This window comes from Serratia sp. Res13-Sevr-LER1-36-b (genome assembly GCF_015673035.1).
Classification (GTDB): domain Bacteria; phylum Pseudomonadota; class Gammaproteobacteria; order Enterobacterales; family Enterobacteriaceae; genus Chania; species Chania fonticola_C.
Map to the genome: position 1 here is coordinate 366,683 of NZ_JADACK010000005.1, position 23,837 is coordinate 390,519.

The 23,837-nt window shown below is 48.0% G+C and carries 21 protein-coding genes and 5 pseudogenes; 21 read left to right on the plus strand and 5 right to left on the minus strand.

Annotation, left to right across the window (positions count from 1 at the left end; all coding sequences use genetic code 11):
- Positions 1-165: 165 nt before the first annotated feature.
- The 6 genes and pseudogenes from IMQ33_RS26040 to IMQ33_RS02750 form a co-directional block, all read left to right on the plus strand.
- Positions 166-1,860: pseudogene (locus tag IMQ33_RS26040) on the plus strand (type VI secretion system tip protein VgrG); the annotation flags it as partial.
- A gap of 150 nt (positions 1,861-2,010) precedes the next feature.
- A complete protein-coding gene (locus IMQ33_RS26045) occupies positions 2,011-2,703 on the plus strand; it encodes a glycoside hydrolase family 73 protein (protein WP_230326633.1) in 693 nt (230 codons plus the stop codon).
- On the plus strand, positions 2,693-3,088 hold the full coding sequence (locus IMQ33_RS02735) for a hypothetical protein (protein WP_186578787.1): 396 nt from the start codon (positions 2,693-2,695) through the stop codon (positions 3,086-3,088). The genes IMQ33_RS26045 and IMQ33_RS02735 overlap by 11 nt, the downstream gene beginning before the upstream one ends.
- A gap of 135 nt (positions 3,089-3,223) precedes the next feature.
- Positions 3,224-3,694, plus strand: coding sequence for a DcrB-related protein (locus tag IMQ33_RS02740; RefSeq protein WP_186578789.1), 471 nt, complete (start codon positions 3,224-3,226; stop codon positions 3,692-3,694).
- A gap of 12 nt (positions 3,695-3,706) precedes the next feature.
- Positions 3,707-8,248 (plus strand): RHS repeat-associated core domain-containing protein, encoded by a 4,542-nt coding sequence (locus IMQ33_RS02745; protein ID WP_196061466.1) that lies wholly within the window; start codon positions 3,707-3,709, stop codon positions 8,246-8,248.
- An 18-nt stretch (positions 8,249-8,266) separates the two neighbouring features.
- Positions 8,267-8,569 carry a hypothetical protein gene (locus IMQ33_RS02750; RefSeq protein WP_196061467.1) on the plus strand — a complete coding sequence of 101 codons (303 nt, stop codon included), beginning with the start codon at positions 8,267-8,269 and terminating at the stop codon, positions 8,567-8,569.
- 61 nt (positions 8,570-8,630) lie between these two features.
- Here the strand turns inward: IMQ33_RS02750 and IMQ33_RS02755 are convergent, their stop codons facing one another.
- Positions 8,631-8,726, minus strand: a complete 96-nt coding sequence (locus tag IMQ33_RS02755; protein ID WP_337048749.1) for a hypothetical protein — start codon at positions 8,724-8,726, stop codon at positions 8,631-8,633.
- An 873-nt stretch (positions 8,727-9,599) separates the two neighbouring features.
- Between IMQ33_RS02755 and IMQ33_RS26340 the strand changes: the two are divergent.
- The 12 genes and pseudogenes from IMQ33_RS26340 to IMQ33_RS02820 form a co-directional block, all read left to right on the plus strand.
- Positions 9,600-9,692 (plus strand): annotated as a pseudogene (locus IMQ33_RS26340) (RHS repeat-associated core domain-containing protein); the annotation flags it as partial.
- A 413-nt stretch (positions 9,693-10,105) separates the two neighbouring features.
- A complete protein-coding gene (locus IMQ33_RS02765; protein ID WP_196061469.1) occupies positions 10,106-10,606 on the plus strand; it encodes a hypothetical protein in 501 nt (166 codons plus the stop codon).
- A gap of 356 nt (positions 10,607-10,962) precedes the next feature.
- Positions 10,963-11,076, plus strand: a pseudogene (locus IMQ33_RS26265) (RHS repeat-associated core domain-containing protein); the annotation flags it as partial.
- Between the two features lie 6 nt (positions 11,077-11,082).
- Positions 11,083-11,367, plus strand: a complete 285-nt coding sequence (locus IMQ33_RS26055) for a ribonuclease domain-containing protein (protein WP_337048829.1) — start codon at positions 11,083-11,085, stop codon at positions 11,365-11,367.
- 153 nt (positions 11,368-11,520) lie between these two features.
- Positions 11,521-11,811, plus strand: a complete 291-nt coding sequence (locus IMQ33_RS02780; protein WP_196061794.1) for a barstar family protein — start codon at positions 11,521-11,523, stop codon at positions 11,809-11,811.
- A 775-nt stretch (positions 11,812-12,586) separates the two neighbouring features.
- Positions 12,587-13,096: a hypothetical protein gene (locus tag IMQ33_RS02785; protein WP_196061793.1), complete on the plus strand. Its 510-nt coding sequence runs from the start codon at positions 12,587-12,589 to the stop codon at positions 13,094-13,096.
- Positions 13,097-13,273: 177 nt separating this feature from the next.
- Positions 13,274-13,711 (plus strand): hypothetical protein, encoded by a 438-nt coding sequence (locus IMQ33_RS02790; protein WP_186578795.1) that lies wholly within the window; start codon positions 13,274-13,276, stop codon positions 13,709-13,711.
- Between the two features lie 345 nt (positions 13,712-14,056).
- Positions 14,057-14,164: pseudogene (locus IMQ33_RS26315) on the plus strand (RHS repeat-associated core domain-containing protein); the annotation flags it as partial.
- Positions 14,165-14,278: 114 nt separating this feature from the next.
- Complete coding sequence (locus IMQ33_RS26060) at positions 14,279-14,539, plus strand: hypothetical protein (protein WP_230326681.1); 261 nt, start codon at positions 14,279-14,281, stop codon at positions 14,537-14,539.
- 10 nt (positions 14,540-14,549) lie between these two features.
- Positions 14,550-14,921, plus strand: coding sequence for a hypothetical protein (locus IMQ33_RS02800; protein WP_196061792.1), 372 nt, complete (start codon positions 14,550-14,552; stop codon positions 14,919-14,921).
- A 341-nt stretch (positions 14,922-15,262) separates the two neighbouring features.
- Positions 15,263-15,807: pseudogene (locus IMQ33_RS26345) on the plus strand (RHS repeat-associated core domain-containing protein); the annotation flags it as partial.
- A 34-nt stretch (positions 15,808-15,841) separates the two neighbouring features.
- The gene (locus IMQ33_RS02820) at positions 15,842-16,204 is read left to right on the plus strand and encodes an SMI1/KNR4 family protein (protein ID WP_196061790.1); all 363 of its coding nucleotides are present in this window, start codon (positions 15,842-15,844) and stop codon (positions 16,202-16,204) included.
- 73 nt (positions 16,205-16,277) lie between these two features.
- On the opposite strand, the gene IMQ33_RS02825 is transcribed toward IMQ33_RS02820, so the two are convergent.
- The 4 genes from IMQ33_RS02825 to IMQ33_RS02840 all read right to left on the minus strand — a co-directional run bounded on the left by IMQ33_RS02825 (position 16,278) and on the right by IMQ33_RS02840 (position 19,326).
- Positions 16,278-16,631, minus strand: coding sequence for a SymE family type I addiction module toxin (locus tag IMQ33_RS02825; RefSeq protein WP_196061789.1), 354 nt, complete (start codon positions 16,629-16,631; stop codon positions 16,278-16,280).
- Positions 16,628-16,852, minus strand: coding sequence for a SymE family type I addiction module toxin (locus IMQ33_RS02830; protein WP_196061788.1), 225 nt, complete (start codon positions 16,850-16,852; stop codon positions 16,628-16,630). Before IMQ33_RS02830 ends, IMQ33_RS02825 begins: the two co-directional genes overlap by 4 nt.
- Positions 16,853-16,928: 76 nt before the next feature.
- Complete coding sequence (locus tag IMQ33_RS02835; protein WP_196061787.1) at positions 16,929-17,294, minus strand: helix-turn-helix domain-containing protein; 366 nt, start codon at positions 17,292-17,294, stop codon at positions 16,929-16,931.
- Between the two features lie 283 nt (positions 17,295-17,577).
- Entirely contained in the window at positions 17,578-19,326 is a 1,749-nt protein-coding gene (locus IMQ33_RS02840; RefSeq protein WP_029711303.1) for a sigma-54-dependent Fis family transcriptional regulator, read from the minus strand.
- Between the two features lie 483 nt (positions 19,327-19,809).
- Between IMQ33_RS02840 and ygeW the strand changes: the two genes are divergently transcribed.
- The 3 genes from ygeW (at position 19,810) to IMQ33_RS02855 (ending at position 23,551) form a co-directional block, all read left to right on the plus strand.
- A complete protein-coding gene (gene ygeW, locus IMQ33_RS02845; RefSeq protein WP_024529727.1) occupies positions 19,810-20,997 on the plus strand; it encodes a knotted carbamoyltransferase YgeW in 1,188 nt (395 codons plus the stop codon).
- Positions 20,998-21,070: 73 nt separating this feature from the next.
- A complete protein-coding gene (gene dpaL / locus IMQ33_RS02850) occupies positions 21,071-22,264 on the plus strand; it encodes a diaminopropionate ammonia-lyase (RefSeq protein ID WP_098931644.1) in 1,194 nt (397 codons plus the stop codon).
- A 69-nt stretch (positions 22,265-22,333) separates the two neighbouring features.
- A complete protein-coding gene (locus tag IMQ33_RS02855) occupies positions 22,334-23,551 on the plus strand; it encodes a YgeY family selenium metabolism-linked hydrolase (RefSeq protein ID WP_024529729.1) in 1,218 nt (405 codons plus the stop codon).
- Positions 23,552-23,837 lie beyond the last annotated feature (286 nt).

Here is a 23,837-nt window from a genome sequence, read left to right on the forward strand (position 1 = left end):
AAGGTGGTATCGCAGGCGGCGGATATTGCCAAAAAGGCCGGTTCGATAGCCTCATCCGTAGGCATCAATCCAAAGAACATTGTCAGCGGGGGGAGCACAGCGGGCATCGCCTCATCCGCAGGTGTGAAGCCGATGAACATTGTCAGCAGTGGTAGTGCCGCGGGCATGGCCTCATCTGCGGGCGTGAAGCCGATGAACTTTGCCAGCGGCGGCAGCGCCACGGCGATGGCGTCCTCGGCTGCCAGTGCCCTGATGGGCGGCGCGGAACCGAGCGGGTTGCAGTTTACGCTCTCCACGGCGAACCTGCCTCCGCAGACCTTTGTGGTGGTGGATTTCAGCCTGACCGAGATGCTCTCCTCACCGTTCGTGCTGAACGTGGGCCTGGCCAGTGCCGATCCGGCCATCGACTTTGCCGCGGTGCTGGATGAGGATGCGACGCTGGAGATTAAGCGTGAAGGGGTGTTGCAACGCAGCATCACCGGCATGGTGGCGAGCTTTGAACAGGGCGATACCGGCCTGCACCAGACTCGTTACAGCATGGTGATCCGCCCGGCACTGTGGCGCACCACGTTGCGGCGCAACTCGCGTATCTTCCAGCAGCAGAGCATTGAAAGCATCATCACCACCTTGCTGAAAGAGAACGGCATCACCGATTTTGCCTTTGGCTTGCGTAACCCCCATCCGGCACGTGAGTTCTGCGTTCAGTACCAGGAGTCGGATTTTGACTTCATCCAGCGGCTGGCCGCCGAAGAGGGGATGTTCTACTACTTCGAATACCCCGAAGGTAAAAACATCGTGGTGTATACCGATGACGTAGGCACCCTGCCGCAGGGCGCTGTGCTGCCGTATAACCCGGGCGTAGCCTCACAGGCACTGGAGCTGTGCGTCACCACCTTCACCCGCAGCGCACAGGTGCGCACCGCCGTGGTGGAACTGAAGGATTACACCTTTAAAAACCCGCAGTGGTCGGCGGCCTTTAATGAGCAGGCTAGCGAGCTGCAAAACCAACGGCCAGACTACGAACACTTCGACTTCCCCGGGCGTTTCAAAGACGAACAGCACGGCAAGGCCTTTACCCATTACCGCCTGGAAGCCCTGCGCAACGATGCCAATCTGGGAAATGGGCAGAGTAACGACTTTACCCTGCAGCCGGGCCTGCTGTTTACGTTGACCAGCCACCCGCGTAGCGATTTGAACCACCAGTGGCAATTGCTGAGCATTCAGCACAGCGGCAGCCAGCCTCAAGCGCTAGAGCAGGAGTCTGGTGGGCAAGGTACCACGCTGAGCAACCAGTTCGTCTTCCTGCCGCACACCCAAACCTGGCGACCGACGCCGATGCCGAAACCGAGCATGGACGGCCCACAGATCGCGATGGTGGTGGGGCCAGCCGGGGAAGAAATCTACTGTGATGAGTTCGGCCGTATCCGACTGCAATTCCTGTGGGACCGCTACGGTAAAAGCAACGACAACAGCTCGTGCTGGATCCGCGTGACCCAGCCGTGGGCCGGGCAGGGTTGGGGGATGCTGGCCATCCCACGTATCGGCCAGGAAGTGGTGGTGGATTTCCTGCATGGGGATCCGGACCAACCGATCGTCACCGGGCGCACCTATCACGCCAACAATATCCCGCCGGGATCATTGCCTGCCAGCAAGACCCAGATGGCGTTCCGCTCCAAGACCCATAAGGGCGAGGGCTTCAACGAATTGCGGTTCGAGGATGCCAAGGGGGGCGAGGGGCTGTTTATGCATGCCCAGAAGGATATGAGTACGACGGTTAAAAACGATCAGTCTCTTACCGTCGAATCAGGTAACCGGACGCTAAATATTCTTGCTGGTAACGAAACCAAAACCGTAAAGCAGGGAGGCCTGACGGAAACCATTTGTACCATGCGTAGCACCAGTGCTAATCAGGTTCAGGTCAAAGCTAAAGCAGGTAAGAGTGGCCCAGGAACACAGCTTTATGAGTCCTCAGACGACATCACGCTGAAAGTGGGGGCCGGGGAAATAAAGATGACGACCAGCAGCATAAAGATTACATTTGGTGGTTCGTGCATACAGCTGGATGCAGGTGGGGTATACGTTGATGGGGCAGTTGTTCATTTGAACAAAGGCAGTTCTGGTGGTGCTGCTGCAGCGGTGTCTGAAGCCGAAGAGGCAGTTGCCAGTGCGACAGCTGCTGCGGGGACAGGTCCTGCATCGGCCTCTAAACTTCCTACGCAAAAGGCTACTGTTCAAGCTCCTGCAAAGCAGAGGCCGAAGCATGTACAAAAATTTATTGACCAAGCCCTTCCTGCCGCCCAGAAAGTACAACAAGACTGGGGGATTCCTGTATCTGTAACTTTAGCTCAGTCCGCCCAGGAAACAGGCTGGGGTAAGAGTGTTAAAAACAATGCTTACTTCGGCATCAAAGGCGTTTCACCTACTGGAAAATCAGGTATGTTTAATACAACCGAAGTTATTGATGGAAAGGTTATATCTATAAGCGATAAATTTCGCGCCTACAATGACTTTGCTGAATCTGCGGATGATTATGGCCGATTTTTGAATAAAAACCCTCGGTATGCTGAGGCGCTTAAACATAAAGATGATCCATTCACGTTTTCAAAAGAAGTAGCAAAGGCAGGTTACGCTACGGATCCAAAATATGCAGATAAAATTGCTAGTATTATAAAATCCCAAGGATTAACTGACTATGATGAGTAAATCAAAAATCGCTGGTTTTGCGTTGGTATTTATTTCCATGGTATTTTCTATTCACTACTGTACAGCTCGTGTTCCGGCCCCTGCTGAGAGCGAGGTTTCATTAGCGGCACAAAGTGAAGTGAAAAACAAAGCGATAATGGATGTTTATAATTATGTGAAGGAAAAAAGGATGACGACGCTGGATGATAGATGTCTGTCCTATGATTTTGACGATAGTGCAGCGAGTTATTTTTCCGTGGTGGTTAGAGAAACAAATCGTCACGGTGTTTGTGGAAGTGATTCTGAAGTTTCAGCTGTTTTATTCAGATTTCATATTGATAAAAGAAATTGGAAAATGAGTACTGATGCATATAGTACTGATGGTGGTTTTAGCTTGGTGAAGTAGCGTTGAGCTTTAATAAAATACCGTTCATATTTAAGGGCGGTGTTTTACATCATAACTCGTAAATTTCTCTAGTTTTCTATGGGTTATGTGGTTCGTGAGAAAAATTTCTCAATAACAACATAAGGATATGTATAAATGATTACATCAGATAATTTATCCCTTTTTCAATTTAACGAAGGTACTATTGAGCTACCTGCTGTCTGGAAAGATCTCAGTGTACTGGTGCTCAGTGCAGCCGATAACGACCAAAGCGGAATCAGCTTTACCATTTCCAGAGACGTTATTCCATGGGGGATGTCCTTCAGTCAGTTTGCTGAGCGTGAGATATCCAGCCTGTCAAAACAGTTGAAAAATTACCAGCAGATTAATCAAGAGAATGGGGTGTTAGATTCCCGAGATACGGCAACCTCTGAATTTAGTTGGTCATCACCACAGGGGCCGATCCATCAATTAATGATGTTGCTTGATGTCAATCCTAAAGTGTTGGTTTTCACTGCCACGATCCCAGGAGATATGACGGATGAACAGCGGCAACAAATAACCACGTTGATGAGTACATTCCAATTGCGGGAATCGGCCACGGCAGAAAAAACGGCTACAAAGTAACAGGAGCGGACGATGAGTGTTGCACAAGGAGTATGGTCAGGCGCAGGTGCTGCTGGCGGGCGCTCTGCCGTTCGTCAAGAGGTGATGGAACAACAGCGTGGGGCATCACCACCGAATACTAACGAAGGCGGCGCGGAGTCTTTTAACGAACAAGCTCTGAACTTTATGGAGAGCGAAGAAGTAAACAGTGCGGTGACTGTCGGTATGGGAGCTTATGCCGTCGCGAGTGGTGCAGGGGCACCTTTCGCCGTCGGGTTAGCTGCTGGTTACGTTGGCGCACAAGCGGGTAGCTATGTCGGCGAAAAAGCAGGTACAGCCATTGCCGAGTACCTTGGATGGAAAAAGGTGGCAACGGAGGGAGATGCTCCGGCGCGTATGGGTGACTTTATTGCGCACCAAAAGAAAGACCTCGGTACCTGGGGGGCATTAGGCGGAATATTGCTCGGAGCGGTTGCTGCCGTTGCTGTGGGGGCATTGGTGGTTGCTACCGGTGGCGCTGCTCTGGTTGTTGTTGCAGCCGCAGCAGCCGCAGGCGGATTTGTTGGTGCTGGTGTCGCCGCGGCTGGCGCAGTGATGGGGCAATACGGTGATAACAAAGGCACGATTATCGACGGTTCCCCTAACGTTTATTTTGAAGGGAAAAAAGTGGCGCGTGTAGGCGATCCTATCGTGTGTAGCGATCATCCAGGTCCTCCGCCGGTTATCGCGGAAGGGGCGAAAACGGTCTACGCCAACGGCAAACAAATTGCCCGTTTAGGGCACCGTACCACTTGTGATGCCAACATTAATAGCGCTGCGGCAACCATTATGGAAACCACAGAAACGGCGCAGATTTTCAAAGTTAAAGATAGCCGAAACTCAGCCCTGCGCTGGGTGACTATCGTCGCCAGTTATCTACCGATACCCAGAGGAAAGAAAAAGGGTAGCAAACCAAAAACCTCTTCTGAAGCTGAAGGTTGCAGTAATAACAAATGCACCAAACCCGGTGAGCCTGTGGATGCGGCAACGGGGGATTTCCTCCAAGTGTGGCCGATGATCGATATTCCGGGAATATTGCCACTGACGCTTACCCGACTCTATCGTTCCAGTGGTCACTTGACTGGCAGTTTTGGCGATAAATGGGCAGATGATTGGTCTCAGCATTTGATCCTTGAAGACGCGGTCATTCGTTTTCGCAACCATGAAGGTGTACTGCTGACATACGATGCACCACAAGACGATGATGACGTTCAGGCTATCAATCTGCACGAAGGTCATTATCTGCTCTATGGCCAACGTAGTGGTGTATTGCATATTTTTAACCGACAAACACAACAGATCCTGAGCTTTGCCGAATCGCAGGGGAATGTTCGCCGCTTGTCTACCATCAGCGATCGTTTCGGTAATCAAATTCGTTTTCGCTATTCTGATGAACGGCAGCTTTCACGCATTGATCATAGCGACGGTTATTCACTTGAACTCAGTTATCAGCAACAACAATTGGTTGCGATTGAATTGATTACACCGGTTCAACGTCAATGGCTGGTTAAATGCTGTTATGCTGCCACAGGTCTTTTGGCTGAATGTAATACTTTCCAGTTTACCCACCTTTATCATGAGTATAATGCTGCCGGTCACATAACCCGCTGGCATGATACGGATAAGACCGACGCTTATATTCTCTATGACCCGCAGGGCAGAGTACTGTCTACACGTACCGCTAGCGGGCATTACCAGGATCGTTTTATCTACGATGATGCCGCCCAATGCACAACCTATCTGGATGCGGAAGGAGGATGCACCCGTTTTTGGTATAACAGTGATGGTCAGGTGATCCGTGAAATTGACCCGCTGGGGCGAGAACATTTGACTGAATGGGCGTTCGGCAACAAACTTTCTGAAACGGATGCCCTGGGACGCAAGGTAGAGTTCCAGCTTAATCAATATGGTGAAACAGAGCAGATTACGACCCCTACGGGTGAAATATATCGCTATGAGTACAATGGTTTTGGGCAGGTCACGAATAGCACCTTACCGGATGGTAAAGGTTGGCAATTTATCTATGGTGATGAAGGACAACTTTGCAGTGTTGTTGATCCGCAGGGTTTACGGCAAGAATATCGTTATGGCGAGTTGGGGGCATTAGTACGTCAGATCCTGCCTAACGGGGCAGAGTGGCGTTACAGCTACAACACGCAGCATCAAGTCAGTGAGATTATCGCGCCTGATGGCGGTGTTACGCTATTAAATCAGGACATCTTTGGCCGCTTGAAAGACAGCCAAGATCCATTAGGGCACATCACCCGTTATGCATATAGCCCTCAACATGCTAGCCCGACAGGCAGTGTCAGTCAGGTTTATTTGCCTGATGGCGTTAAGCAGGCGATCACCTATGACAGTGAAAAACGCATAGCGGCAATAACCGATGGCGCAGGAAAAACTACCCGTTACGAATACGGTGGTTTTGATTTGCTGACGGGCCTTATTCGTCCTGATGGGCAGAAATTGACATTTAGCTATGACAAGCTAACCCGTCTTGATGGTGTCACCAATGCACTAGGTGAAACTTATCGCTATACGCGTGATTTGGCCGGGCAGGTCATTGCTGAAACGGATTTTACCGGGCGAACCATTCAATATCAGTATGATGCTGTGGGGCGACGTGTTTGGGCGCGTTACCCCGATCGTCGTGTGATCAGTTGGCAATACTCGCCGCGTGATCAGGTCTTGGTTCAACAGACATGGCGCAGTGATAAATTGAGTTCCACGCTGGTCGCAACGGTGAGTTATAGCTACGACGAACAGGGGCGCTTACTAAAAGCTGAAAATGCAGAAGCCGTTGTTGAGTTTGATTATGATGATGCTGGCCAACTGATTGCCGAGCGCTTGAATGGACGAGAGATTAAGCATAAGTGGGACACGCTAAACGGCACGCCAAGTTCTCGGTTGGTTGGCGAGCTCGGGCTTGATTTTGACTACGGTCTTCAGGGGGAACTGACACAGTTAACGCTTGCTGGCCATCAGCCATTACATTTCCGACACGATAAGCTAGGCCGGGAAACCGTGCGAGAGAGTGCTGCAGGATTTATCCAAGCCTGCAATTATACCTCTGTGGGATTGCTGGCCAACCAGGCGGCAGGACGCAACTCGTCCTTGTTCCAGCAGCAATTAGTGACACCAGATTCGATGACACCTGCGTTGCATGGTAGTGCAGTCAACCGCAGTTGGCAGTATGATCGGGCCTATAACGTGGTGGGTATTGATGATGGGCGTTGGGGTAAGACGCAGTATCAATATGATCTCAATGACCAGATAGTTCGAGCCAATTTTGGTGGCGTTTTGCCGCTCATTGAGCAGTTTACCTACGACGCTAACCTGAACGTCACATTGCATGCTCGTATGCCACGTGGGGCTGAGGCTGCTTTACAGCAAGACCAACAACATCAGCGGGCAGGCCGTGTCGTATCCCGTGGTAACTGCCAATATCATTACGATATGGGTGGAAGGTTGGTTGAAAAACGAGTTCTTAAAGAAGGATTTCGTCCGCAGGTGTGGCGCTACCGCTGGAATGAGCAGGATCAGCTATCGGAATTGATGACGCCGAAAGGCGAACGTTGGCGCTATGGCTATGATGCTTTTGGGCGGCGCATCCGAAAACTGCGGTTAGTTGACAGCAAGCCATTTATTTCAACGTTGTTTGATTTGCCTGAACCAGCTACTCAACCAGCTAGCGCTGTGGTGCAGGGTTATGAGTACCTGTGGAGTGGTGATCAACTGATAGAGGAAGCCCCTATCTATGCCGATGGCACCGTTGCCTATGAGCAGAGTATCCACTGGTTGTATACCCCTGGTTCGTTAGCACCGGTGGCCCGCTATGAACAGGGCAAACTCCATTATGTCGTCGTCGATCACTTGGGTACTCCACGTGAATTGCTCAACGAACAGGGGAAGATGGTCTGGGCAGATCGTTTGAGTACCTGGGGTAAAACCGAGCTGTGGCAACAAGCGGCCAACGACGAAGATAAGGTCACCTGCAATCTACGGTTTGCGGGTCAGTATGCGGATGCTGAGTCTGGGTTGCATTATAACCGGTATCGCTATTATGATGTCGATACCGGGCAGTACTTGTGTCCAGACCCGATAGGGCTGGCGGGGGGCGAGAGGCCGTACAGTTACGTTCACAATCCACTTACTTGGATCGATCCTTTAGGTTTAGCCGCTTGCTCTAGTGCAGCAGGGCAATTACCTAAACTCAGAGGAAAAAGTGTTCCGTATATAGAAAAAATATTAAAGAAAAACGGATTTGTAAGAACTAACCCAAATAATGCTGTGAATCAAAAATGGAAACATGCTGATGGTTCTGAAGTTCAGGTACATGCTTATGGAGATCAACAGCTGAAACCATGGAAAACAGCGAATAATGGGCATGTACATAAATACTCACCTACTGGCGGTAAGCTTGATGATCACGGTATTCCTAGTACTAGTATGGGTAAAGAAACTCATATTGGTATTAAAAACCCAGCGGATCTTCCAACTGTCAGAGGTAGACCACATGGTTCAGGCACTCAATAATTAAAGGTTGGATTTATCATGAGTTTGGAATTGTTTTCAGAGTTGAATTCTCAAATATCTAAAGACACATTAGATGAAATATTGTTAGAATTGCAAGCTAAGTATCAAAAAGCGTATGTGTCAGAATCTGGAGGCTACGGTTTTGTTAGACATGGCGAGAATTATCAGATTAAAGAGCCGCCGCTCTTTGATATTTTCATTTTAAATGATAAGGTCGCTTTATCTGTATATGGTGACTTAAATGATCAAAAGAAAATTAAAGAACAAGTTAGCAATATTTTTCTGAAAAAAAACATTCCTGTTGATTTTGTAGAAGAGTAAATAATGGCTTATAAAAAGCCGGGAATATCCCCTCTAGATCTTTCCGGCTTTTTTATTATGGCTACGCCAACATATTACCCTGCTGAATCTTAATCACCACCTTACCAGGCATTACGCTGATCGCCAGCGGTTGCCCGGTCAGGCCGCTCTGCGTCAACCAGTCTCCCGCCTGCCTGTTCTGGCATCGGCGTGTGCGGGGGTCAATGGCCGCGCACCGGGGTTAGGCTGAGGTGTTCTCTGCCTGTTGGGTTCCCGGCTTGCGTCCATTAAACATAATGCGGGGGGATTATACGTAGTGCGCCGCCCGCCGACAGAATCTTACCTTAACAGCTCAAAGCGGCTTACAACGTATAATCCGCATTATGTCTTGCGCCCCCGCAGTCGGCCTCCTGGCCCGGCGTGGCGCGCTGGTCGTAAACGTCCGCCGCTGTTGGCAGCGGTGCTCAGTTCAACGCTGGGGTGTGCCGCCGTCCGTGGCGGTCAACCTCCGGTGTTGTGGGTTAAGGTCAACGGCCAAAGGGAAGTCGGCCAAAGGCCTCTGCTTAAAGGCTTAATGCCCGCCCGGCGCAATCTGGCTACGCCGGGTCGTGCCCTGCGGTGAAGCAGCCGGTCACTCCTAACCGTCTCGCCAGCTCACGCTACCCACCCCGGTGCGGCGCGGTCATGCAAACTCAAAACCCGGTCTGGCAGTGGAGCCTCATAGCGCCGTTCCGTCGCTTGCGGGTTCTATGCCACCCGCACCCGCAGTCCGGCCCCGTCACTCCGGCGGTGGGGCTGCCGGAGTGCCGTGACCGGAGCCGGATCGACCTCTGGTGAGTAGTGGTGATGGTGTTCACAAAACAGGAAGCAGTAAAAACAAAGGGTTAACAACAGGTTGGCTAGCCGTTATACTGGCGGTTGGCGAAAAAGTGCGCGTCGGGGTTGTTGGGTTGCAGAAGTGTTAACGGTGTGAATGCTGCTCTTTAAAAACACAGGCATGGCGCGGGTTGCAGGCTGTTAAAAAGTACGATGGTGTCGGAACCCGCCCTATGACCCGATAGGGCTGGCGGGGGGGATGAACCCGTATAGTTACGTGCATAACCCGCTGGGATGGATCGATCCACTGGGGCTTGCGGGGTGTCCTAAAGCTGATAGAAGAAACAGGCATCATTCAACATCTGCTGATTATGTAAAACACACTCAAGCAAAAAACAAAGAGCAAGCTATATCTAAATCCTCTGGGGGTAAACCAGCACAATACTGGGGTGATAGTTTACCGGATAATGCCACATCTAGTCAGGTGAAAGCATTCAGAAACTCCACGGAAAAATTAGCGCTAAAGAATGGTGTCGAAATTGACTTGGGGAACAAAGGATCATCTTATTACATCCATTATATGGGTAAAACCATAGGTTATAATAATGGCAAGCCAACGCAATACATTCGTGTGGAAGTTACCAATACCCCTGTCCCTGAATTCCATGGTCATCCTATATCTAAGACTGATTATGATGTTTATATGAGATCTAAAAAATGAATTTATACAATGAAATTAGCATGAAGTTACTACTTGAAAATTTGAGTGTCCCATCAGGTTGGATGGTTTCTAAAAATAATTTGATTGATAGTGATGTGTCAATATTAAATAATTCGGCAGATCCAGATGAACAATTTTTAATTAGAGAAAATTTCTTCTCATCATGTATGTTCTATTCGTCTTGTGAAATACATGCAAATAATAATATGTTATTAAAGGCTGTTGTAGATGTAGGGTGTACGTTATACGAAGATGATATGGGTGAAATATCATCTTCGGGAGTTGTTAATTACAATTTAGTAAAATATGACATTACGCTTTCTCTATTTAAAGGGAAGTCAAAAAATAATATATTCATATTTACTAATGTTGTTGACACAAGAAAGAAAATGGTAAGTGAAATTAATTTTTTGATGAAGTTTTTTTCTTTTATAGTAATAGACGCTATAGATGAATACGGGGCGAATATAGACTTTGATAATTATCTTGAATTGGCAAGAAAAAAATATCCCACTTCTTAGATAGCGGACTATCAATATTATGGTACATAAAGAGCAAAGATAATTTTGCTCTTATCTCATTACTTTTATTTTCCACTATATTGGGATTCCCTCATTGCGCATCATGCTGATTTCTAAAGGATGTTCATTGAGGGTTCCTGAGCAATTAGTCTTTCACCAGATGCAACTCGCCATTATACCGTATCGAGTCAGGGCAAGTATGGAGAGATTTTCATATGTCATTCTGTCTGTATTTAAATTACTAGTTGATTTTAAATGGTTTTATGCAGATAAAAGTTATCAAGGGAGGGCGGTAGAGTGATTAAGGTCCTTGAGTATGATGCATTTCTGGCGGGGTGTACCAACTGAACCGGTAGTATGATTCGCAGGAGGGACGTTACCTGTGCCCAGACCCGATAGGGCTGGCGGGGGGCGGGAATCCTTATGGGTATGTTCACAATCCGCTGACATGGATAGACCCGTTAGGATTGCAAGTTATAAATGCCTCATTATCAGGCGGTATCTACCCTGCGATTTCAGCACAGGGAGCATTACTCAATCAATATTATAGAACGGCGGAAAGCGCAAATGATGCTGTAAATAGCCTGAAAGCAACAGGAAAATTACCAGGTAATTATGTAACAAAAGCACAAGCAGAAGCCGCAGGTTGGTCTAAAGGAAAAGCTTTAGGGAACTATGTTCCGGGAGGGCAAATAGGTGGAGATGTTTTCGCTAACAGTACAGGTATTCTGCCCGATGCACCTGGAAGGACTTGGTTCTAAGCTGATGTTGGCCTAAATAATCACATGTCTAGAGCAAAACAACCAGGGACGAGGTTATTATATTCTAGTGATGGATTAACTTATATAACATCAAATCATTATGATACAGCAGAGCAATTGGGTAGTTGGAAATGTAATGGGAGGTAATTAATTATGAAAAAAATAATAATAGATGGTAATAAGCAGACAACCCCAATGGACGTGTATCGTTTTTTTTCTAATGAATTTGATTTTGGACCATATTTTGGAAATAACCCTGATGCACTATATGACTTTATGGTTCCTATTGATACGGAGGATAGGCCTTTAATTATACTGTGGTCTAATAGTGATATATTTAAGGAAAGGTATGCTAAAGAGTTCAAGCAAATCGTATCTGTTTTTAATAGAATAGATGCGTTTGGAAAATTTAATGAAAATATTTTTCAATTTAAAATACTCTGAAAAATAAAGCGAATGTGTTGTATGGAATAAATGTGCTTTAATAATGAATGATTAAATATGGAAAGATCCTCCTTGGATCTTACCGGCTATTTTAATTGGTTGCTATGCTAACATAGCACCCTGCTGAACCTGAATCATCACCTTGCCGAGCATCATGCTCATCGCCAAGTGGGGCCCGGTAGGCCATACTGTGTCAACCAGTCTCCCGCCAGATACAGCTCACCGTTATCCCGTACCCAGTCCCCACCAATATGGGGATGAGTGCCTACATCCAAAAATAACCGCTCAATCTCAACCTCATCAGAAATCAATGTTATTACCAGCCCGTCCTGGTACGGTTCTATCTTAAATACCGCACCCGCCACAAATCCCGCCTTGGTGATGCCCTAAAGCAGATAGGAAGAGAAGACATCATTCAAGTTCTGCTGAGTATGATAAACATACGAAAGCCAAAACACAGGCTGAAGCAATTAAATTATCTAGTAATAAAGGGCCTGCTCAATACTGGAATGAAAAGGTTCAAGGTAGTATGAACTCAAAAGAGGCCACTAGTTTTAGAAATCAACTAGAAAAAGAAGCTCTCCGACATGGAAATTATGCTCCGCAGAGTGGCGGGTCTGACTATTATATATACGATACTGGAAGAACTATTGGCTATAACAATGGGAAGCCGACACAGTATATGAGGGTTGAGGTTACAAAGAGCACAAACGAACTCCATGGACATCCAATTGCTTCTGAGAAATATTTCGATTACTTGAGTAAGGTATGAGATGTGATGAATAAAATAAATGTATTCAATGAATATCCTCCACTGGCTGGATTTTATGTGCCATCTTCTTGGTTTGTGCAAAAAAACAATATGTTTGATGTGGATCCGTCAGACTTTAAGAATATAGAGTCCACAGATGAGTTGTTTCTGGTTAAAGATCATTTCTTTGGCGAAGACTTGTTTATTTCACGAGCAGAGTATCCATTATCAACTAGCGAAAATATTATTGCGGTTGTATCAATAGGGTGTCGGATTTTTGATGAAGATGCTTTAGATGGAATTCCTGTATGCTTTTATGATGTAGACTTCTATTTTAAGAAAAGTGGGAAAGGACAGCCTGTTTTGTATCGCAATGAAAGTATTGTTACTAACAGGTATGATGCAATAAAAAAAGCATCTTTCTATATGAAGATTTTCTCTCATTATATTACCCCTGCATTCGCCAGTGTGGAGTTAAATATAACTAGTGACTTTGAAGAATTTATAAGTAGTCTAAAAATTAATAAAATATGACTTTTAAATGAATCCAAGAATGGCCTGGAATATAATCAGGCCTTCTCTGCTTAATCATTATTGGTTGGTGATTCTTCTAGGGCTATTAATATTGGTGCTTCTGGATTTTGGCGTAAAACAAAAAACAGCATGTACATCTTGCAATGATATCCTTATATATTTTGGGGTGATTATCTAATGACTATAAGCATTAGTTTGATTAAATGGCCGGAAAGTAAAAGCGCATCAGTTAGGTTGTATTTGAAATTTTTAATTGAAGTAACTAAGTCGTTAAATTTAACTTTTGACGGATGCAATAATGATCCTGTTAAGATAACGCAGGGTTATTTAGATGGACTAATAACGGATGAAGACAGAAAATCAGCGCTGTCATATTGGTGGGGATGTGTTGACGATAAAAATGTCAGGGGGTTTAAAGATAAATCATTGTTAATGTCTCGTTTGGCTATTTGCTTCTTGTCTATAAATGAAGAGAATGTTGATGAGATAAGCGAGCATTTATCATGGTTTATAGAAGTACTGGGTTTTTTGAATTGCAATTTATCAGAAGTTATCCGCTTTATGGGTGAGTATTTTGAATTTAAACCTATTGCAAAGGGAGATGTATCATCATAGTTTGACTTGAAAATCAATGAGTTTTACCCATTGATTTAACAAGATTCTATTTTTTAAGCCAGCATATTTCCTTAGCGTATTCAAATCACCACCCTGCCGGGCGCCATGTTGATCATCAGTAGGTGTCCGGTCAGATTTAGCTATGTCAATCCCATATCCAGTCTGTGCCCTCATTGGAGGGCAACACTTCAATCAGCCTCTATTTACGTTACCAACTGATTTAAAATGGTTTTGTGCGGATAAAAATTATCAAGGAAGGGCGGTAGAGTGATTAAGATCCTTGAGTATGATGCATTTTGGGCAGAGGTGTACCACCTGAAACGGTAGTATGATTCCTGCGAGAGAGGTTACCTGTGTCCTGACCCGATAGGGCTGGTGGGGGGAGGGAATCCTTATGCTTATGTACATAACCCGCTGGGATGGATAGATCCGCTAGGACTAGCGACGTGTCCTCCTGTAGGAAATGCTGGTAATGATGGCTATAAGTTCTCGTTTGGCTCACTTCGTCATATATTAAGGAGACACTCTCCTCATGTTGGTCCTCCTAAGCAAGAACCATATGCATCAATGAAGCCTAAAAGGCAAAAAGGCTCACTATTCCCATCGGAGTGGAGCAATAGAGATATTGCGCATGCTACAGTGGAGGTTGCTAATAATCCTGCAAATCAAGTCATTTCTAATAGGGAAGGGTTCTTTGGTAAGGTATTTGAAGGTACATCGACCCAAAATGGGGTAACACAAAAAATACGTGTTATTACAGACCATGTTGATCCGCATATTGGTGGTGCTGGTCCAGGTGTTATTACATCTAGTATTCCAATTAGATAAGAGAGGGTTGATGAAATATACTATATGTCAAAATTGTTATTCTAGCTATGAATCGGATCTGGAAAGATGTCCAGACTGTAATGCATCTCAAGGTGAAAAAGATGATGGGTTAATAGTTTTTACAGAAGAAGCTCGTTCTGAAATATCACGGCTTGGCGGCATTGTGTATGATGTTATTCATCTCCCTGAAGATCGCTATTTAATTCCATGTGAGTGGGGGGTGCTTCTTTATAATAATGCCAAAAAGTCTTTTTGGCATTACCTCTGTGGAATTGTTGATGCAGTTGTGGTTAATGAATATGTGGAGATCACACATGGAGATAAGAGAGACTATCTGACACTTGACGATGGAAGATTAATTAAGAGGGAGAATATTGGCTAACTCTCTTCTGGCGTGGAATGATCCTATCAGGATCATTCCCGCTAATTATTACATGTCAGTGCACATACAACTCTGTTAAACCCGAACCACCACCTGCGCTGATCGTCAGCGGTTGCCCGGTCAGGCCGAACTGCGTCAACCAGTCCCCCGCCCGATACAACTCGCCGTTATCCCGTATCCAGTCATGGAGTTCATTAGGTGATATTCCTATACCTCAATCAGTCTATATTTTCATTACTATTTGATTTAAAATAATTTTATGCAGATAACAGGGCGGTAGCGTGATTGAGATTCTTGAGTATGATGCATTTTTGGCGGAGGTCTTCCAACTGAACCGGTAGTATGACTCGCGCGAGGGGTATTACCTGTGCCCAGACCCGATAGGGCTGGCGGGGGGCGGGAATCCTTATGCGTATGTGTATAACCCGCTGGGATGGATCGATCCGCTTGGGTTGAGTACATGTAATGCACCGAATGGTTTTAGAGCCAGTGATGTAGATCCCCATGGTAATTTATCTCCAGGAGTAAATCGTGCTTCGGGACATACGAATAGTAAAACTGATGGTTTTGTCCAAGGTCACCACCCTATTCAGGATGCATGGACCAAGAAAAAATTAGTGTATTTCACCGAGACTCTGCACCAGCAACATTATTGAAATCAGCATCTGGTAGCCCTCACGCTAAAATTCGTGCGGCTCAATGAGTTTGACGTGCTTTACCTGGTGGTTAGGATACAACGTTGAAGCAGGAGTTCAATACTAGTTATAGCGAAATATTAAAAGCTGGAGTTCCGGTAAAACGAGCAAGACGAGCCCTTAATGATGCCTATAAATATTTTGATGGACTCAGGGAAAGTAACAAACTCAATCCGTTCTTTGATATTTAATGCATTGTCATTTTAATAATAAAGGTGGTTGTATATGGATAAAGATAAAGTTTTAGAAGAGTTAGAACGCATAGAGTTTAGCCAAGGTGTTAAATTACCAAATGCGTATAAGAAATTTTTATCTGAGGAAGTTAAAGATAAAGAAGTCTATGAGATAGAAAATAAGCAAGGTGGCTCTGTTCATATATTTAATTATCTAGATGTCATTGAGAGAAATGAAACGTATACAATACAAGAGGTTGGGTCGGACTATTTTTTAATAGGACAAGATGGTGATCTTGGGTATTTTATTTGCTCAAAAGATTATAGTGATAAAATTTACAGTTTAGATCTTGGTGCTCTTGGTAGTCTAGATATGGATGAGGAAGCAAAAGATCTATATGATTTACGAGCATGATTTTTATTAAGATATATCTATAGTTGGGCCGGGAGGACCTCCCCTAGATCTTTCCGGCTATTTTTATCTGTTACTACGCCAATATATTACCCTGCTGTACCTGAATCACCAACTGGCCGGGTATCACGCTGATCACCTGTAGTTGCCCGGTCAGGCCGCATTGCGCCAACCAGTCTCCCGCCAGATACAGCTCACCGTTATCCCGTATCCAGTCCACGCCGATATCAGTATGAGCATCCACCTCCAATAATAACCGCTCAATCTCTTCCTCATTAGAAACTAACGTTATTATCAATCCATCCTGATACGGCTCTATCTTAAATACAGCCCTCGACAAAAATCCCGCCTTGATAATATCCCTACCATCGATAATCAGCTCAGGAATAAATCCTCCAGTGGTTGCCTGCATAATATGAGTCCCGTTCATACATTCCCCTCCGCCTGAATAATCAATCTTCCCTGTTCAATATTTACCGTGACCTGCTGGCCGGTTAAAAACCCCAGCTCCTCCAGCCAATAACCCTTAATAATCAGCTGAGGAGCGGGCTTCTTGATGCCCCGGTTGGGCGTATAGCCCACGGTGTAGTGGCGTGTTGTTTTGGGTGCTTTATTTGCGGGGATACCTGACTTAGAATCGTGCTTAGCCATAATCAACTCCTGCTTAGTTGCTTGTGGTGAGCGGCGATAGTGGGCTGCAACCCGTTATCGCCGCGTTACTTATCAGTTAGTTACGCACCTGTGCAATCATTGCGCTTAACATCTCTGAAATTATCTGCTGTTTTTCCCGCGGCAAATTAGCAATCGCTTCTATCTGCTGCTGCCACTTCGGAGTCGGGACACTCTCGCGGAGGGAAGACTCCGTCGTTGCTCCAAACAATTCCTCTAGCGAAACCGAAAAAATGTTTGCTACGTCTGGGAGTGAAGACACCTTGATACGACGGCGGCCAGCCTCCCATGCTTGCACTGTCTGTTGAGAAACGCCCAACTGCTCAGCCAATTCGGTCTGAGTAATGGTACGTTCTTTACGCAGGCTGGTAATGCGTTTGCCCAACGCAATGAAAAAATCACGTTCTTCGCTACTGATCGCCATAGTTGTCTTGGTTGCTGAATGTCATAAGACAACCATAACATACCGTACATTTTACTACGATATGATGTAAATACTACAATATGTAGTTTTAATGAGTCTAGCTGTTTTCATATGTAAATTGAGGTTTTTTGAAGCAAAAATAATGCGATGCATTTCGCAGATTGAGATAAGGGCGTTAATATGCCTTGAAAAGAGATCAGAGCCAGATTGATAGCTGAACACAAGGACGGTCTAGGGCTAGCCAGCTAAACGCGCCAGCCCGGCACACAATTAATCTCCCCCCTCAATGAGAAGACAGCTCATACTTCTTTATCTTGCGATACAGCGTCGCGATACCAATCCCCAGCTTCTCCGCCACCACCTTCTTGTTAGCATGCTGGCTCAGCGCCTCCTCAATCATCAGCTTCTCCATACTCTCCAAGCCCGCCATATCGTGGTTTTCGCAACTCTCTGTGGCCTTATACGTAGACACGCTGGCGCGAGCCTCCAGATGTTGCCCACGGGTCAGATTGGGCGGCAGCAGATAGGTATCGATGATTTCACCGCTCGGCACCACGTTAACCAGATACTCCATCAAATTACTCAGTTCGCGCACGTTGCCTGGCCAGCGGTGTCGGCGTAACAGCTCGAGTACCTCTGCCGAGATGCCGGGGTAGATAATGCCGATCCTCTTGGTGTGCAAACTGAGGAAATAGTGCACCAGCAGTTCGATATCGCCTTCGCGCTCACGCAGCGGTGGCAGGGTGATGGGGATAACGTTCAGGCGGTAATAGAGGTCTTCACGGAACTTGCCTTCGGCAATGTACTGTTCCAGGTTCTGGTTGGTGGCGGAGATAATGCGGATATCGACCGGGATCGGCTTGCTGGAACCGATCGGCAACACCTCACGGGATTCCACCGTGCGCAGCAGCTTGGCCTGCAACATTAGCGGCATATCGCCGATCTCATCCAGGAATAGCGTCCCCTGATTGGCCGCCTGGATCAGCCCCACCTTGCCATTGGCCGAAGCGCCGGTAAATGCGCCTTTCAGATAGCCAAACAGTTCACTCTCCAGCAGTTGATCCGGAATGGCGGCGCAGTTAATGGCGATAAAGGGTTTATCGCTGCGGTTGCTCAGCCGGTGGATCGCCCGCGCCACCACTTCTTTGCCGGTGCCGCTTTCACCAACCACCAATACGCTGGAGGGGCTTGGGGCAATACGGGTAATTAAACTCTTCAGCAGGCGCATCGGTTTGCTTTCCCCCGCCAACTGCTCAATGCGCGGGTCTTGCAGGACTAGAGTTTCGTTAAATGAAGAATGTGACTGATGGAAGGCCATTAAAAATAATTGATGGTCCTGAACCTGATGTAGCTGGCCAATCATAATCTCTTGGTTATCGTCGAAGGAGAGAATATGTTGCAGATGTCCGCTGGTGTAATTTTGCTGGAAGGTGAGGGCGCGAATAGTAAAGGTTTTGCCGATAATATTTTCCTGCGGCATATTGAGCTGTTTCAAGGCCATCATATTGGCAAATTTCACCTGGCTCTTTTCATTGAGTATTAACACCCCCTGATCCATATTTTCAATCAGGCTGAAAAGCACTTTATTTAAGCCACCGCTGCTGCCTTGTGTCTCCAATAAGTTAGAAACGAAAACGTTGGAGATATTGCGCACGTAACCCGAGAATTCTTGCAGATTATCCCGCAACCTTTGCTGCTGCTCCAGGGTGAAGGCCACCAGGCTGATCACGCCGATGCAGGTATCCTGGAACAGGATAGGAATGCCGAGGAAGGCCTTTTCCTGGCACTCATCTTTGCTGGTGCAGCCTTCACACACCGGGTCATAACGGGAGTGGGTGACTATCTTTTCATTTTTAGTATCAAGTACATATTTCAACAACCAGGAATTGCTGCCGAGCTTGATGCCAAATTGTTTGCCATACGGGCCAGTGCCTGCCACGCGTACCAGGTTGGCATCGACAATCTCTACCTCCAGCAGCAACACGCTGGAGAGCATCTTGGTAAAGCGCAAAATTGTCGGTTGGATCTGCATAAGAGCCGACTGGGCAGTGGCCGGTGCTATCATCACGCGTCTCCCGTTATCGTCATTGAAAAAGAAACGATAATACACTACGGCCAGATATAATTTGATAGTCATCAAGCTAATCCCACAGAGAATAGAGATTCTGCTGTTAGCATCACATTTTATTATCAAAATGATACTGCACGCTAATTCCTATCATTTTGGGTCGCGAGAAAGGCTGATAATTATAAATGGCCGATTTACGCCGCAGGGAATTATCCCTCGCCGGCAATAGCCTGACTAAAAATTTCACTTTAACCGCTGCTAAAACCCCATTTTATGTGATCGCCATCATAATAATCCGCTGTTTTATGTTGCGTAGCTTAACTTTCCCCTTGTTGGCACGCTTATTGATTGTCCTGTAGCCAGACGCTGAAAAAAGCGTATTTGTTATTCCGAAGTTAGGCACTTGTTTTAACGGATTACCACCACACTCTCTATTTAGGGGCAAAGATGAGAACAGTTAACCAGTTAATTAAGGAAATAAGCGCGTTAAAGTCCAATTTACATCAAAAGGACTTTTTGCTGACGTGGGAACAGAGCCGTGACGAGCTGGAACTGGTGCTCAAGCTGGCGGAATCGCTGAAAACCATGCGCTCAGAAAACATTGCCACCAAGATTTTCAACAGTGGCTTAGGCATCTCCATTTTCCGTGATAACTCCACGCGTACCCGTTTTTCTTATGCCTCGGCGCTCAACCTGCTGGGTTTGGCGCAGCAGGATCTGGATGAAGGTAAATCGCAGATCGCCCATGGGGAGACGGTGCGTGAAACGGCCAATATGATCTCCTTCTGTGCGGATGCCATCGGTATCCGTGACGACATGTATCTGGGGGCAGGCAACGCCTACATGCGTGAGGTGGGTGCCGCGCTGGATGAAGGGTTCGAGAAGGGTGTGCTGCCACAGCGCCCGGCACTGGTCAACTTGCAGTGCGATATCGATCACCCAACCCAGGCGATGGCGGATCTGGCGTGGTTGCAGGAGCACTTCGGCAGCCTGGAAAACCTGAAAGGCAAGAAGATCGCCATGACCTGGGCCTATTCACCCAGCTATGGCAAACCGCTGTCGGTGCCGCAGGGCATCATTGGCCTGATGACCCGCTTTGGCATGAAGGTGACGCTGGCCCATCCAGAAGGTTACGACCTGATCCCAGACGTGATCGAAGTGGCGAAGAACAACGCCGCCGCGTCCGGTGGCAGCTTCCAGCAGGTGACCTCGATGGCCGAAGCCTTCCAGGGTGCGGACATCGTTTATCCGAAATCCTGGGCGCCGTACAAGGTCATGGAGCAGCGTACCGATCTGCTGCGTGCCGACGATCACGCGGGCCTCAAGGCGCTGGAGCAACAGTGCCTGGCGCAAAACGCCTACTACAAAAACTGGCACTGCACCGAAGAGATGATGAAGCTGACTAAAGGCGGCGAAGCGCTCTATATGCACTGCCTGCCAGCGGATATCACCGACGTATCCTGCAGTGAAGGGGAAGTCTGTGCCAGCGTATTCGAGAAGTACCGTATTGCCACCTATAAGGAAGCCAGCTGGAAGCCTTATATCATCGCGGCGATGATCATGGCGCGCAAATTCTCCAACCCGGGCCTGGTGTTGGATCAATTACTGAAAGAAGCAGAAAAACGCATTAAATAAATTTACCTGGTCAGGGATACCGGGCGGTGTCCCTGCACGGTGAAGATTAATGCGACCAGAAGAGGTAGCGGTTATGTCGGTTTTTTCATTGAAAGTGGCGATAGAGGATAACCGTTATTTTAACGGCGAAACCTCCCCTCTGTTCTCTAAGGCGCAAGCGCAGAAAGCGCGCGAGTTTCATAAAAAGATTGCGGGTTATCAGCCAACGCCGTTATGCGCATTGGACGATCTCGCTCAGCTGTTCGGCGTGCGGAAAATCCTGGTCAAAGACGAATCCAAACGCTTTGGCTTAAACGCCTTCAAGATGCTCGGCGGTGCGTACGCCATTGCCCAGTTGCTGTGTGAAAAGTACCAGATTGATATCAATGCGTTTTCTTTTGAAAAGTTTAAAGCCATGGCGACCGAGAAGATGACCTTCGCCACCACCACCGACGGCAACCATGGCAGGGGCGTCGCCTGGGCGGCGCAACAGCTGGGCCAGCATGCGGTGGTGTATATGCCCAAAGGTTCGGCTCAGGAGAGGGTGGACCACATTCTTAATCTGGGTGCCGAGTGCATCGTCACCGATATGAACTACGACGATACCGTGCGCCTGACCATGAAAACGGCCCAGGAACGTGGCTGGCAGGTGGTGCAGGACACCGCCTGGGAAGGCTACACCAAGATCCCAACCTGGATCATGCAGGGTTACGCCACGCTGGCAGACGAAGCGGCCGAACAGATGCGGCAGATGCAGATCGAGCGGCCAACCCATGTGCTGTTACAGGCCGGTGTCGGGGCGATGGCTGCGGGCGTATTGGGCTATCTGGTCGACGTGTTTGGTGCGGATAAGCTGCATTCGGTGATTGTCGAGCCCGATCTGGCCGACTGCGTTTATCGCTCCGGGGTAAAAGGGGAGATCGTCAACGTGGGCGGCGATATGGCCACCATCATGGCCGGTCTGGCCTGTGGTGAGCCTAACCCCTTGGGCTGGCCGCTGCTGCGTAACTGTGCCACACAATTTATTTCCTGCCAGGACAGCGTGGCGGCGTTAGGGATGCGGGTGTTGGGTAATCCGCTGGGTAACGACCCGCGCATTATCTCCGGCGAGTCCGGTGCCGTGGGGTTGGGCGTGCTGGCTGCGGTGCATCACAGCCCGCAACGTGCGCAGCTGATGCAAAAACTCGGTCTGGATAGCCAGTCGGTAGTGCTGTTGATCAGCTCCGAAGGCGATACCGACGTGAAGCACTATCGCGAAGTGGTGTGGGAAGGGAAGCATCCGGTTTAACCACCACCGTCAGATTACTCAACCTCTCGCAGTAGCGAGGGGTAATAAAAAATTGGAGAAAAAAATACAATGGCAAAGCAAATTCCTTTCGAATTGGTGTTAGAGAAAGCCTACCAATACAAAGATGAGATGACGCGCTTCCTGCGGGACATGATCGCCATCCCTAGCGAAAGCTGTGACGAAAAGCTGGTGGTGCTGTGTATCAAGAAAGAGATGGAGAAGGTCGGGTTCGACAAGGTTGAGATTGACCCGATGGGCAACATCCTGGGCTATATCGGCCACGGCCCACACCTGATCGCGATGGACGCGCATATCGATACCGTCGGCATCGGCAACATCAAGAACTGGACCTTTGACCCTTATCAAGGCATGGAAAACGACGAGATCATCGGTGGCCGTGGCGCATCGGATCAGGAAGGCGGCATGGCTTCCATGGTTTACGCGGGCAAAATCATCAAGGATCTGGGGCTGGAAGATCAGTATACGTTGCTGGTGACCGGCACCGTGCAGGAAGAAGACTGCGACGGCCTGTGCTGGCAGTACATTATTGAGCAATCCAACATCCGCCCAGAGTTTGTGATCAGCACCGAACCAACCGACTGCCAGATCTACCGCGGCCAGCGTGGCCGTATGGAAATCCGCGTGGATGTGCAAGGCATCAGCTGCCACGGCTCGGCACCGGAGCGTGGCGACAACGCCATTTTCAAAATGGGCCCAATCCTCAACGAACTGCAACAACTGTCTGGCAACTTGGGCAACGATGATTTCCTGGGCAAAGGTACGCTGACCGTTTCTGAGATTTTCTTCACCTCACCTAGTCGCTGCGCGGTAGCCGACAGCTGTGCGGTATCCATCGACCGCCGCCTGACCTGGGGCGAAACCTGGGAAGGGGCGTTGGACGAGATCCGTGCGTTGCCAGCGGTACAGGCGGCCAAGGCAGTCGTGTCGATGTATGACTATAGCCGTCCGTCTTACACCGGTCTGGTGTACCCAACCGAATGCTACTTCCCAACCTGGAAGGTCGAAGAAGATCACATCACGGTGAAAACCCTGAGCAAAGCCTATCAGGGCCTGTTCAAGAAGCAGCCGGTGGTGGACAAGTGGACCTTCTCAACCAACGGGGTCTCCATCATGGGGCGTCACGGTATTCCGGTGATCGGTTTTGGCCCGGGCAAAGAGCCTGAAGCCCACGCGCCGAACGAGAAGACCTGGAAAGACCATCTGGTGACCTGCGCGGCGATGTATGCCGCCGTGCCTTTGGCTTACCTGGAAGAGTTGGAGAAATAAGCGGCCCCTCACCCCAACCCTCTCCCACAGGGAGAGGGAGCTGTCCGGAGCGTGCGGCTGGCCCGTGCAGCTTCGGACAGTGGGGTGTAAGAGGAAAAGTATTACACATAGAAATCAGCGAACTTGATCGGTCTCCACCGGGAGAGGGCGCTGGCACGGTGATGTTGTCAGGTCCAGGAGTTAATCTGTAACTATTTGATTTAAAGCAGAGTGCTGTGACAAGTAGTAGCTCGATCGGTTCCCTCTCCATGTGGGAGAGGGTTAGGGTGAGGGGCCCAAATAGCAC